The 13,050-nt window shown below is 70.0% G+C and carries 10 protein-coding genes; all 10 read right to left on the bottom strand.

The window, feature by feature from the left end; all coding sequences use genetic code 11:
* Nucleotides 1-17: 17 nt before the first annotated feature.
* Genes nuoN through nuoE form a run of 10 tightly spaced genes read right to left on the bottom strand, consistent with a single transcriptional unit; the run spans nt 18 to nt 13,016 of the window.
* Entirely contained in the window at nt 18-1,670 is a 1,653-nt protein-coding gene (gene nuoN / locus ACIBAE_RS24390; RefSeq protein ID WP_399289248.1) for an NADH-quinone oxidoreductase subunit NuoN, read from the bottom strand.
* Complete coding sequence (locus ACIBAE_RS24385; protein WP_399289246.1) at nt 1,667-3,244, bottom strand: NADH-quinone oxidoreductase subunit M; 1,578 nt, start codon at nt 3,242-3,244, stop codon at nt 1,667-1,669. Before ACIBAE_RS24385 ends, nuoN begins: the two co-directional genes overlap by 4 nt.
* A gap of 6 nt (nt 3,245-3,250) precedes the next feature.
* A complete protein-coding gene (gene nuoL, locus ACIBAE_RS24380) occupies nt 3,251-5,146 on the bottom strand; it encodes an NADH-quinone oxidoreductase subunit L (RefSeq protein WP_399289244.1) in 1,896 nt (631 codons plus the stop codon).
* Nucleotides 5,147-5,160: 14 nt separating this feature from the next.
* Nucleotides 5,161-5,460, bottom strand: a complete 300-nt coding sequence (gene nuoK, locus ACIBAE_RS24375) for an NADH-quinone oxidoreductase subunit NuoK (RefSeq protein WP_399289242.1) — start codon at nt 5,458-5,460, stop codon at nt 5,161-5,163.
* On the bottom strand, nt 5,457-6,287 hold the full coding sequence (locus ACIBAE_RS24370) for an NADH-quinone oxidoreductase subunit J (RefSeq protein ID WP_399289240.1): 831 nt from the start codon (nt 6,285-6,287) through the stop codon (nt 5,457-5,459). Before ACIBAE_RS24370 ends, nuoK begins: the two co-directional genes overlap by 4 nt.
* The gene (gene nuoI, locus ACIBAE_RS24365; RefSeq protein ID WP_399289238.1) at nt 6,284-6,955 is read right to left on the bottom strand and encodes an NADH-quinone oxidoreductase subunit NuoI; all 672 of its coding nucleotides are present in this window, start codon (nt 6,953-6,955) and stop codon (nt 6,284-6,286) included. Before nuoI ends, ACIBAE_RS24370 begins: the two co-directional genes overlap by 4 nt.
* A complete protein-coding gene (gene nuoH, locus ACIBAE_RS24360) occupies nt 6,942-8,327 on the bottom strand; it encodes an NADH-quinone oxidoreductase subunit NuoH (protein ID WP_399289236.1) in 1,386 nt (461 codons plus the stop codon). Before nuoH ends, nuoI begins: the two co-directional genes overlap by 14 nt.
* Nucleotides 8,324-10,834 carry an NADH-quinone oxidoreductase subunit G gene (locus tag ACIBAE_RS24355; protein WP_399289234.1) on the bottom strand — a complete coding sequence of 837 codons (2,511 nt, stop codon included), beginning with the start codon at nt 10,832-10,834 and terminating at the stop codon, nt 8,324-8,326. The genes nuoH and ACIBAE_RS24355 overlap by 4 nt, the downstream gene beginning before the upstream one ends.
* A complete protein-coding gene (nuoF, locus tag ACIBAE_RS24350) occupies nt 10,831-12,192 on the bottom strand; it encodes an NADH-quinone oxidoreductase subunit NuoF (protein ID WP_399289232.1) in 1,362 nt (453 codons plus the stop codon). Before nuoF ends, ACIBAE_RS24355 begins: the two co-directional genes overlap by 4 nt.
* A complete protein-coding gene (nuoE, locus tag ACIBAE_RS24345) occupies nt 12,192-13,016 on the bottom strand; it encodes an NADH-quinone oxidoreductase subunit NuoE (protein ID WP_399289351.1) in 825 nt (274 codons plus the stop codon). Before nuoE ends, nuoF begins: the two co-directional genes overlap by 1 nt.
* Nucleotides 13,017-13,050: the final 34 nt, after the last annotated feature.

Genomic DNA, 13,050 nt, shown 5'->3' with positions numbered 1-13,050 from the left:
GACCGGGCAGGACATCGCTACCGCGCGAAGACGCCCGCCTGGCCCGCCAGGTCCAGGAAGTACTGCGGGGCCACGCCGAGGACCAGGGTGACCGCGACGCCCACGCCGATCGCCGTCATCGTCAGCGGGGACGGGACGGCGACCGTCGGGCCGTCGGCCTTCGGCTCGCTGAAGAACATCAGCACGATGACCCGGATGTAGAAGAACGCGGCGATCGCCGAGGCGATCACACCGACCACGACCAGCGCTCCCGCGCCCCCGTCGGCCGCCGCCTTGAAGACCGCGAACTTTCCGGAGAAGCCGGAGGTCAGCGGGATACCCGCGAAGGCCAGCAGGAAGACCGCGAAGACCGCGGCCACCAGTGGCGAACGCCGTCCGAGACCGGCCCACTTGGACAGGTGCGTCGCCTCGCCGCCCGCGTCGCGGACCAGCGTGACGACGGCGAACGCGCCGATCGTGACGAAGGAGTACGCCGCCAGGTAGAAGAGGACGGACGAGATGCCGGCGGGCGTCGCCGCGATCACACCGGCCAGGATGAAGCCCGCGTGCGCGATCGACGAGTAGGCCAGCAGCCGCTTGATGTCGGTCTGGGTGATGGCGACGACCGCACCGCCCAGCATCGTGATGATGGCGACGGCCCACATCACCGGCCGCCAGTCCCAGCGCAGGCCCGGCAGGACGACGTACAGCAGCCGCAGCAGCGCGCCGAAGGCGGCCACCTTGGTCGCGGCGGCCATGAAGCCGGTGACCGGGGTGGGCGCGCCCTGGTAGACGTCCGGGGTCCACATGTGGAACGGCACCGCGCCCACCTTGAAGAGCAGCCCCATCAGGACCAACGCGCCGCCGATGAGCAGCAGGACGTCGTTGCCCATGGTGTCCGCGAGCGCCGGGTCGACGTTCTGCACGGTGCCGTCGACGACCTCCGCGATCCGGGCGTACGAGACGGAGCCCGCGTACCCGTACAGCAGGGCGATCCCGAAGAGCAGGAAGGCCGACGAGAACGCGCCCAGCAGGAAGTACTTCACCGCGGCCTCCTGCGACATCAGCCGCTTGCGGCGGGCGAGGGCGCAGAGGAGGTAGAGCGGGAGGGAGAAGACCTCCAGCGCGACGAAGAGCGTCAGCAGGTCGTCGGCCGCCGGGAAGACCAGCATGCCGCCGATGGCGAACAGGGCCAGCGGGAACACCTCGGTGGTGGTGAACCCGGCCCTGACCGCGTCCTTCTCGCTGTCGCTGCCCGGGACGGACGCGGCCTGCGCGGCGAAGGAGTCGACGCGGTTGCCGTGGGTCTCCGGGTCGAGCCGGCGCTCGGCGAAGGTGAACACGGCGACGACCGACGCGAGCAGGATGGTGCCCTCAAGGAAGAGCGCGGGACCGTCGACGGCGATGGCGCCCATGGCCGCGATATGCGCCTTGTCCGTGCCGTATTGGTGGGCCGCGAGCGCGACCACCGCCGCGAAGGCGCCGGCCAGGGCGACGAAGGAGAGCAGGAGCTGTGCGTGGTAGCGCCGCCCGCGCGGGACGAACGCCTCGACCAGCACCCCCAGGAGCGCCGCGCCCAGCACGATCAGTGTGGGCGAGAGCTGCGTGTACTCGATGTTCGGGGCCGGGATCTTGTCGATTCCGCCGGCCGCCGCCGTTGTCCACAGGCTGTGGACAGATGTCGCGCTCACGGAGCGGCCTCCACCTCGGGCTTGGGATCGGTCTTGTGGACGTCGGACAACGTGTGCGTCACCGCCGGGTTGACGATCTCGGTCAGCGGCTTCGGGTAGACGCCCAGGAAGAGGAGCAGTCCGATCAGCGGGGTGACGACCACCAGCTCCCGGACCCGCAGATCCGGCATGGACCGCACCTCGGCCTTCACCGGGCCGGTCATCGTGCGCTGGTAGAGGACCAGCACGTACACCGCGGCGAGCACGATGCCGGTGGTGGCGATGATGCCGATCGCCGGATACCTGCTGAACGTGCCGACCAGGACCAGGAATTCACTCACGAACGGGGAGAGCCCCGGCAGCGAGAGCGTGGCGAGACCGCCGATCAGGAACGTGCCGGCGAGGACCGGGGCGACCTTCTGCACGCCGCCGTAGTCCGCGATGAGCCGCGAACCGCGCCGGGTGATCAGGAAACCGGCCACCAGCATCAGCGCGGCCGTCGAGATCCCGTGGTTGACCATGTAGAGCGTGGCGCCCGACTGGCCCTGGCTGGTCATCGCGAAGATGCCCAGGATGATGAAGCCGAAGTGCGAGATCGACGCGTAGGCGATCAGCCGCTTGATGTCGCGCTGACCGACCGCGAGGAGCGCGCCGTACAGGATGCTGATCAGTGCCAGCACCAGGATCACCGGCGTGGCCCACTTGGACGCCTCCGGGAAGAGCTGGAGGCAGAAGCGCAGCATCGCGAACGTGCCGACCTTGTCGACCACCGCGGTGATCAGGACGGCGACGGGCGCGGTGGCCTCGCCCATGGCGTTGGGCAGCCAGGTGTGCAGCGGCCACAGCGGTGCCTTCACGGCGAACGCGAAGAAGAAGCCGAGGAAGAGCCACCGCTCGGTGCTGGTCGCCATGTTCAGCGTGCCGTCGGCGCGGGCCGCCGCGATCTCGGAGAGCGAGAACGTGCCCGTGACCACCTGCAGCCCGACGACGGCGGCCAGCATGATCAGGCCGCCGACCAGGTTGTAGAGGAGGAACTTCACCGCCGCGTACGAACGCTGGGTGGCCGCCGCCTCGTCGCCGCCGGCGTGAGCACGGTCCCCGAAGCCGCCGATGAGGAAGTACATCGGGATGAGCATGGCTTCGAAGAGGATGTAGAAGAGGAAGACATCGGTGGCCTCGAACGAGAGGATCACCATCGCCTCGACCATCAGGATCAGCGCGAAGAAGCCCTGGGTCGGCCGCCAGCGGCGGTTCGTGTTGACCTCTTCGAGGGGGTCGGCGTCATGCCAGCCGGCCAGGATCACGAAGGGGATCAGCAGCGCGGTCAGTGCGAGGAGCACCACCCCGATGCCGTCCACGCCCAGTTCGTACCGCACGCCGAAATCCTTGATCCAGGCGTGCGATTCGGTGAGCTGGTAGCGGTCGCCGCCGGGCTCGAAGCGGGCCAGCACGATGGCGGCCAGCACGAGCGTGGCGAGCGAGAAGATCAGCGCCAGCCACTTGGCGGCGGTGCGCCGGGCGGCGGGGACGGCCGCCGTGGCGATCGCGCCGACCGCGGGCAGCGCCGCCGTCACGGTCAGGAAGGGGAACGACATATCCGGTTACACCGCCCTCATCAGCAGGGTCGCGGCGATGAGCACTGCCGTACCTCCGAACATCGAGACCGCATAGGTGCGGGCGTAGCCGTTCTGCAGCTTGCGCAGCCGGCCGGAGAGACCGCCGAACGACGCCGCGGTGCCGTTGACCACTCCGTCGACCAGGGTGTGGTCGACATAGACCAGCGAGCGGGTGAGGTGCTCGCCGCCACGGACCAGGACCACGTGGTTGAAGTCGTCCTGGAAGAGGTCGCGGCGGGCGGCGCGGGTGAGGAGCGAGCCGCGCGGAGCGGCCGCCGGGACGGGCTTGCGTCCGTACATCACCCAGGCGAGGGCGACGCCGATCACCAGGACGACCAGGGTGGCCCCGGTGACGGCGCCCGCACTGACCGGCGAGTGGCCCTCGGAGTGTCCGGTGACGGGCTCCAGCCAGTGCAGGAAGGAGCTGTTCAGCGAGAACAGCCCGCCCGCGAAGACCGAACCGAAGGCCAGGATGATCATGGGGATGGTCATCGACCTGGGCGACTCGTGCGGATGCGGTTCGCCGCCCTGCGCGTCGCGCTCCCAGCGCTTCTCGCCGAAGAAGGTCATCAGCATCACGCGCGTCATGTAGAACGCGGTGATCGCCGCGCCCAGCAGCGTGACGGCGCCGAGGATCCAGCCTTCCGTACCGCCCTTGGCGAAGGCCGCCTCGATGATCTTGTCCTTGGACCAGAAGCCGGACAGGCCCGGGAAGCCGATGATCGCCAGGTAGCCGAGACCGAAGGTGACGAAGGTGACCGGCATGTACGTCCGCAGACCGCCGTACTTCCTCATGTCGACCTCGTCGTTCATGCCGTGCATGACCGACCCCGCGCCGAGGAAGAGCCCGGCCTTGAAGAAGCCGTGCGTCACCAGGTGCATGATCGCGTAGACGTAGCCGATCGGGCCGAGGCCCGCCGCCAGGATCATGTAGCCGATCTGGGACATCGTCGAACCCGCGAGGGCCTTCTTGATGTCGTCCTTGGCGCAACCGACGATCGCCCCGAAGAGGAGCGTCACCCCGCCGACCACCACGACCACCAGCTGCGCGTCCGGGGCGGCGTTGAAGATCGCGCCGGACCGGGTGATCAGATAGACGCCGGCGGTCACCATCGTCGCCGCGTGGATCAGGGCCGAGACCGGGGTCGGGCCCTCCATCGCGTCACCGAGCCAGGACTGCAGCGGCACCTGGGCCGACTTGCCGCAGGCGGCCAGCAGCAGCATCAGGCCGATCGCCGTGAGCTTGCCCTCCGAGGCGTCGCCCACCGACCCCAGCACCGGCCCGAAGGCGAAGGTCCCGAAGGTGGTGAACATCAGCATGATCGCGATCGAGAGACCCATGTCTCCGACGCGGTTGACCAGGAATGCCTTCTTGGCCGCCGTGGCCGCGCTGGGCTTGTGCTGCCAGAACCCGATGAGCAGGTACGAGGCGAGACCGACGCCCTCCCAGCCCACGTACAGCAGAAGGTAGTTGTCGGCCAGGACCAGCAGCAGCATGGCCGCCAGGAACAGGTTCAGGTAGCCGAAGAAGCGGCGGCGCCGCTCGTCGTGCTCCATGTAGCCGATCGAGTAGATGTGGATCAGTGTGCCCACACCGGTGATCAGCAGGACGAACGTCATCGACAGCTGGTCGAGCTGGAAGGCGACGTCCGCCTGGAAGCCGCCGACCGGGATCCAGCTGAACAGGTGCTGGTGCAGCGCGCGGTCGTCGCCGCTCCTGCCGAGCATGTCGCTGAACAGCGTCAGGCCGATCCCGAAGGAGGCGGCGGCCAGCAGCGTGCCGAGCCAGTGGCCCGCGCGGTCGAGCCGGCGCCCGCCGCACAGCAGGACCGCCGCTCCGAGCAGAGGCGCCGCGATGAGCAGCGCAATCAAGTTCTCCACGATTCAGCGACCCCTCAGAGCTTCATCAGGCTGGCGTCGTCGACCGAGGCCGAGTGGCGGGAACGGAACAGCGACACGATGATCGCGAGCCCGACCACGACCTCCGCGGCGGCGACGACCATCGTGAAGAAGGCGATGATCTGGCCGTCGAGGTTGCCGTGCAGCCGGGAGAAGGTGACGAACGCGAGGTTGCAGGCGTTGAGCATCAGCTCCACGCACATGAAGACCACGATCGCGTTCCGCCGGATCAGCACACCGGCCGCGCCGATGGTGAACAGCAGGGAGGCGAGATAGAGGTAGTTGACCGGGTTCATCGCTTGATCTCCTCCTCACGGCCCAGCCGCTCCGCCGACCGCTGCTCCAGCGCCTTGAGGTCCGCGATGGCCTCGTCGGACACATCGCGGATCTGACCGCGGTCCTTGAGTGTCTTGTTGACCGTCAGCTCGGACGGGGTGCCGTCCGGCAACAGGCCCGCGATGTCCACCGCGTTGTGCCGGGCGTAGACGCCGGGGGCGGGCAGCGGCGGCAGCTGCGTGCCCTTGCGGACGCGGTCCTCGGCCATCTCCCGCTGCGTCCTGGCCCGTTCGGTGCGCTCCCGGTGCGTGAGCACCATGGCGCCGACGGCCGCCGTGATCAGCAGCGCGCCGGTGATCTCGAAGGCGAAGACGTACTTGGTGAAGATCAGGGCGGCCAGTCCCTCGACATTGCCTCCGGCGTTGGCCTGGGCGAGTCCCGTGAAGGAGGTCAGCGAGGCGTTGCCGATCCCGGCGATGAGCAGGGCTCCGAAGCCGAGCCCGCAGAGGGCGGCGAGCCAGCGCTGGCCCTTCAGCGTCTCCTTGAGGGAGTCGGCGGCCGTGACGCCCACGAGCATGACGACGAAGAGGAACAGCATCATGATCGCGCCGGTGTAGACGATGATCTGGACGACGCCCAGGAAATAGGCCCCGTTGGCCAGGTAGAAGACCGCCAGGATGATCATCGTCGCGGCCAGGCTGAGCGCGCTGTGCACGGACTTCTTCATCAGGATCGTGGAGAGCGCGCCGATCACCGCGACCGTGCCGAGGATCCAGAACTGGACGGCCTCGCCGGTCGAGGTGGTGGACGCGGCGGAAGCGGCGAGCGAGGAGGCGAGCGGGTTCATGCGCCGGCCCCCTTGTCGGACGGCTTCCCGCCGGACGGACCGGCAGCGGACGGACCGGCGGCGGACGGGCTCTCGCCCTTGCTCACCGCGACCTGCCGGACCGTGCCGGGAGCCGCCTCGGTGACCAGCCCCCGGTAGTAGTCCTGCTCGTCCGTGCCCGGGAAGATCGAGTGCGGCGACTCGACCATGCCCTCGTGCAGGCCCGCGAGGAGCTGGTCCTTCGTGTAGATGAGGCTCTCGCGTGAACTGTCGGCCAGCTCGAAGTCATTGGTCATCGTGAGCGCCCGCGTCGGGCACGCCTCGATGCAGAGCCCGCAGAGAATGCAGCGCGCGTAATTGATCTGGTAGACGCGGCCGTACCGCTCACCCGGGGAGTAGCGCTCCTCCTCGGTGTTGTCGGCGCCCTCCACGTAGATCGCGTCCGCCGGGCAGGCCCAGGCGCACAACTCGCAGCCGATGCACTTCTCCAGGCCGTCCGGATGCCTGTTCAGCTGGTGGCGGCCGTGGAAGCGCGGCGCTGTCACCTTCTGCTGCTCCGGGTACTGCTCGGTCAGCCGCTTCTTGAACATGGCCTTGAAGGTCACGCCGAAGCCGGCCACCGGATTCCGGGGGGTGCGGGGGCCTTCCCCCTGGGTGTCCCCCTGCGAAGAACTGTCAGACACCGCCATCCTCCTTTCCGTCACTCTCAGTATTGACCCCGCCACTGACAATCAGCTCGCGTTCGCGGCCGGACCGCCTGCGCGGTACCGGTGGCAGCGCCTGCCCCGGCAGTGGCGGCACGGGGAAGCCGCCCGCCATCGGGTCGAAGGCACCGGGGTCCGGCTCGCTCTCCGCGTCCGCCTGGTCCTTCTTGTCGCGGAAGATGTCCACGACGAAGGAGAGCAGCAGGACCGCGAGGACCCCGCCGGCGACGTACAGCAGGATCGACTGGAAGTCGTAGTTCTCGTTGCGCAGCGCCCGTACGGTCGCCACGAGCATCAGCCAGACCACCGAGACCGGGATCAGGACCTTCCAGCCCAGCTTCATCAGCTGGTCGTAGCGCACGCGCGGCAGCGTGCCGCGCAGCCAGATGAAGAAGAAGAGCAGCAGCTGCACCTTGACGACGAACCAGAGCATCGGCCACCAGCCGTGGTTCGCGCCCTCCCAGAAGGAGGAGATCGGCCACGGCGCGCGCCAGCCGCCCAGGAAGAGCGTGGTGGCGACGGCCGAGACGGTGACCATGTTGACGTACTCGGCGAGCATGAACATCGCGAACTTGATCGACGAGTACTCGGTGTTGAAGCCGCCGACGAGGTCGCCCTCGGACTCCGGCATGTCGAACGGGGCGCGGTTGGTCTCGCCCACCATCGTGATGATGTAGATGATGAAGGAGACCGGCAGCAGGAAGATGTACCAGCGGTCCGCCTGCGCCTCGACGATCGCCGAGGTCGACATCGACCCGGAGTAGAGGAACACGGAGGCGAACGCGGCGCCCATGGCGATCTCGTACGAGATCATCTGCGCGCACGAGCGCAAGCCGCCGAGCAGCGGATACGTCGACCCCGAGGACCAGCCCGCGAGGACGATGCCGTAGATGCCGATCGAGGCGACCGCGAGGATGTAGAGCATCGCGATCGGCAGGTCGGTCAGCTGCATCGTGGTGCGCTGGCCGAAGATCGAGACCTCGTTGCCGGACGGCCCGAAGGGGATCACGGCGATCGCCATGAAGGCCGGCACCGCGGCGACGATCGGCGCGAGGACATAGACGACCTTGTCCGCGCGCTTGACGATCAGGTCTTCCTTCAGCATCAGCTTGATGCCGTCGGCGAGCGACTGGAGCATGCCCCAGGGACCGTGCCGGTTGGGGCCGATGCGCAGCTGCATCCAGGCGACGACCTTGCGCTCCCACACGATGGAGAACAGCACGGTCACCATCAGGAAGGCGAAGCAGAAGACGGCCTTGACGACGACGAGCCACCACGGGTCGCGGCCGAACAGCGACAGGTCCTCGGCCGCCAGTACGGTCCCCGGGGCCGCCGCGAGTTGGGCGAGGGCGATCATGCGCGCACCTCCGGTGCCGGGTTGGCGGGGCCGATGCGGACCAGCGTGCCGGGGCGGGAACCGGTGTCCGCGAGGACACCGCCGCCCGTGGAGTTCAGCGGGAGCCAGACCACCCGGTCGGGCATGACCGTCACCCGCAGCGGAAGCGTCACCGTGCCCCCGGGCCCGGTGACGGTCAGTTCGTCGCCGTCCTTGACCCCGGACTCGGCGGCCGTCGTGGCGGAGAGCCGGGCGACCGCCTCGTGGCGGGTACCGGCCAGCGCCTCGTCGCCGTCCTGGAGCAGTCCCTGGTCGAGCAGCAGCCGGTGGCCCGCGAGGACCGCCTCGCCGTCGCCGGGGCGCGGCAGCGGCCTCGCCGACTCCTGCGGCCCGGTGGCGCGCTCCCCGTCCCAGCCGCCGAGCCGGTCGAGTTCGGCGCGTACGGCCCGCAGGTCCGGCAGCGCGAAGCGGCCGCGTCCCTCGTCGTCCCCGGCCAGGACGTCGGCGAGCATGTGCAGCACCCGCGCGTCGGCCGGGGCGAGGCGCCGCGTCATCTGCTCCGGCTTCAGCGAGGCCTCGAACAGCCGCGCCCTGCCTTCCCAGTTGAGGAAGGTGCCGGGCTTCTCGGCGACGGCCGCGACCGGGAAGACCACGTCAGCGCGGTCGGTGACCTCGCTGGGCCGCAGCTCCAGGGAGACCAGGAAGCCGACCGCGTCCAGCGCGGCCCGCGCGCCCGCCGGGTCAGGCAGGTCGGCGAGCTCCACGCCCGCGACGACCAGCGCGCCCAGCTCGCCGGTGGCGGCGGCCTCGATGATCTGTCCGGTGTCGCGGCCGTAGGCGGCGGGCAGTTCGCGTACGCCCCAGACCGCCGCGGTCTCCTCACGGGCCCGCGGGTCGGTGGCGGGGCGTCCGCCCGGCAGCAGCGACGGGAGCGCGCCCGCCTCGACCGCGCCGCGCTCGCCCGCCCGGCGCGGGATCCACACCAGCTGGGCGCCGGTGGCGGCGGCGGTCCTGGCGGCGGCGGTGAGCCCGCCGGGCACGGCGGCCAGCCGCTCACCGACGACGATCACGGCGCCCGGCGCGCGCAGCGCCTCGGCCGCCTTCGCGCCGTCCCCGTCCAGACCGTCATGCGACGCCAGGGCGTCCAGCCATTCGGTCTCGGTGCCCGGCGCGGCCGGCAGCAGCGTGCCCCCGGCCTTGGCCAGGCCCCGGGTGGCGTGGGTGGCGAGCGAGAAGGTGCGCTGGCCGCGCTTGCGGTACGCCTTGCGCAGCCGCAGGAAGACGCCGGGGGCCTCCTCCTCGGACTCGAAGCCCGCGAGGAGGACGGCCGGGGCCTTCTCCAGCGTGGTGTACGTGAGGCCCGTACCGTCCAGGTCCCGGCCACGGCCGGCGACATGGGCGGCCAGGAAGTCGGCCTCCTCGGCGCTGTGCACGCGCGCGCGGAAGTCGATGTCGTTCGTGTCGAGGGCGACCCGGGCGAACTTGGCGTACGCGTACGCGTCCTCCAGGGTGAGCCGGCCGCCTGCCAGCACGCCCGTACGGCCGCGCGCGGACCGCAGACCGCGCGCCGCGGCCTCCAGCGCCTCGGGCCAGCTCGCCGGTTCGAGGACTCCGTCCGCGTTCCGTACCAGCGGGGTGGTGAGCCGGTCGGGCTTCTGCGCGTAACGGAAGCCGAACCGCCCCTTGTCGCAGACCCACTCCTCGTTGACCTCGGGGTCGTTGGCCGCCATGCGCCGCATGACCTTGCCGCGCCGGTGGTCGGTGCGGGTCGCGCAGCCGCCCGCGCAGTGCTCGCACACGCTCGGCGAGGACACCAGGTCGAACGGGCGGGAGCGGAAGCGGTACGCCGCCGAGGTCAGCGCGCCGACCGGGCAGATCTGGATGGTGTTCCCGGAGAAGTACGACTCGAAGGGGTCGCCCTCACCGATACCGACCTGCTGGAGCGCGCCGCGCTCGATGAGCTCGATCATCGGGTCGCCCGCGACCTGGTTGGAGAACCGGGTGCAGCGGGCGCACAGCACGCACCGCTCGCGGTCGAGCAGTACCTGCGTGGAGATCGGGACCGGCTTCTGGAACGTGCGCTTCCTGCCCTCGAAGCGGGTGTCCGTGTCACCGACCTGCATGGCCTGGTTCTGCAGCGGGCACTCGCCGCCCTTGTCGCAGACCGGGCAGTCCAGCGGGTGGTTGATGAGCAGCAGCTCCATCACCCCGCGCTGGGCCTTCTCGGCGACCGGCGACGTCAGCTGCGACCTGACGACCATGCCGTCGGTGCAGGTGATCGTGCAGGACGCCATCGGCTTGCGCTGGCCCTCGACCTCGACGATGCACTGCCGGCAGGCGCCGACCGGGTCGAGGAGCGGATGGTCGCAGAAACGCGGGATCTCGATGCCGAGCAGCTCGGCGGCGCGGATCACCAGGGTCCCCTTGGGGACGGAGATCTCGATGCCGTCGATCGTCAGGGAGACGAGCTCTTCGGGCGGGACCGCCGCCTCGCCGCCGCCGGAGGGGGCAGACGTGGTGACTGTCATGCGTTCACCTCCAGGTGCGGGTTCTGGTCTGCCCACGCGGTGGACTTCGCGGGGTCGAAGGGGCAGCCCTTGCCGGTGATGTGCTGCTCGTACTCCTCACGGAAGTACTTCAGCGAGGAGAAGATCGGGGCGGCGGCGCCGTCACCGAGCGCGCAGAACGACTTGCCGTTTATCGTGTCGGCGATGTCGTTGAGCTTGTCGAGGTCGGACAGCTGTCCCTTGCCGGCTTCGATGTCACGGAGCAACTGCACCAGCCAGTACGTGCCTTCCCGGCATGGCGTGCACTTGCCGCAGGACTCATGGGCGTAGAACTCGGTCCAGCGGGTGACGGCGCGTACGACACAGGTCGTCTCGTCGAAGCACTGCAGCGCCTTCGTGCCGAGCATGGAGCCGGCGGCGCCGACGCCCTCGTAGTCCAGCGGGACGTCGAGGTGCTCTTCGGTGAACATGGGTGTCGAGGAGCCGCCCGGTGTCCAGAACTTGAGCCGGTGGCCGGCCCGGATGCCGCCGCCCATGTCGAGCAGCTGGCGCAGCGTGACACCGAGCGGGGCCTCGTACTGGCCGGGGCTGGTGACATGGCCGCTGAGCGAGTACAGCGTGAAGCCCGGGGACTTCTCGCTGCCCATCGACTTGAACCAGTCCTTGCCGCGCTGCAGGATCGCGGGAACGGACGCGATGGACTCGACGTTGTTCACCACGGTGGGGCACGCGTACAGACCCGCGACCGCCGGGAAGGGCGGCCGGAGCCGGGGCTGTCCGCGCCGGCCCTCCAGCGAGTCGAGCAGCGCGGTCTCCTCGCCGCAGATGTACGCGCCGGCGCCGGCGTGCACGATGACGTCGAGATCGAGCCCGCTGCCCAGGATGTCCTTGCCGAGATAGCCCGCCGCGTACGCCTCACGCACCGCCTCGTGCAGCCTGCGCAGGACGGGGACGACCTCGCCGCGCAGGTAGATGAAGGCGTGCGAGGAGCGGATCGCGTAACAGGCGATCACGATTCCCTCGATGAGGGAGTGCGGATTGGCGAAGAGGAGCGGGATGTCCTTGCAGGTGCCGGGCTCCGACTCGTCCGCGTTGACGACGAGGTAGTGCGGTTTGCCGTCGCCCTGCGGGATGAACTGCCACTTCATGCCGGTGGGGAAGCCGGCGCCGCCGCGACCGCGCAGACCCGCGTCCTTGACGTACGCGATGAGGTCGTCGGGCGACATGGCGAGGGCCTTCTTCAGCCCTTCGTACCCCTCGTGCCGCTCGTACGTCTCCAGGGTCCAGGATTCCGGCTGGTCCCAGAAGGCGGACAGGACGGGCGCGAGGAGCTTTTCCGGGCTGGTTCCGTGACCGTCGATCTCGGGTGCCATCGTCATCACTCCCCCTCCTCGGCGGCGGGACCGGCCGGGGCGTCCGGGTGGGCCGCCGGGTCGGAGGCCGAGGTCTGCTGCGGTGCGTCGTGCGAGCTGAGGTGCTGTGCGCCGGGCTGCGGCGCGTCCTGCGGGTTCGCGCCGTCCCGGGGCCGGACCACCCGCTGCGGGGCCTCGCCCCTGGCCAGCCGCAGGCCGGTCAGGGACGCGGGTCCGGCGCCGCCGGTGGCACCGACGGCGCCGGGGCGCTCGTCGGGGAAACCGGCCAGGATGCGCGCGGTCTCCCGGTACGTGCACAGGGGGGCGCCCCGGGTGGGCTCGACCGGCCGTCCCGCCCGCAGATCGTCGGCGAGCCGCTTGGCGGAGTCCGGCGTCTGGTTGTCGAAGAACTCCCAGTTGACCATCACCACGGGCGCGAAGTCGCAGGCCGCGTTGCACTCGATGTGTTCGAGCGAGACCTTGCCGTCCTCGGTCGTCCCGCCGTTGGCAACGCCGAGGTGCTCCTTCAGCTCGTCGAAGATGGCGTCGCCGCCCATCACCGCGCAGAGCGTGTTGGTGCAGACGCCGATCTGGTAGTCGCCGCCGGGCGCCCGCCGGTACATGGAGTAGAAGGTCGCGACGGCGGTGACCTCGGCGGTGGTGAGGTCGAGGAGTTCGGCACAGAAGGCCATGCCCGTACGGGAGACGAAGCCCTCCTCGGCCTGCACGAGGTGCAGCAGCGGGAGCAGCGCGGAGCGCGAGCCGGGGTAGCGGGCGATGATCTCCTTGGCGTCGGCGTCGAGCCTGGCCCGTACGCCGGCCGGGTAGGCCGGCGCGGGGAGCTGTGGCATCCCCAGGCTGACCTCGGAGTTGGGCGGTGTGGTC

This window comes from Streptomyces sp. NPDC051569 (assembly GCF_044454085.1).
Lineage (GTDB): Bacteria > Actinomycetota > Actinomycetes > Streptomycetales > Streptomycetaceae > Streptomyces.
Note: the sequence above shows the minus strand (reverse complement) of the source record. Positions and strands in the feature narration are given on the sequence as shown.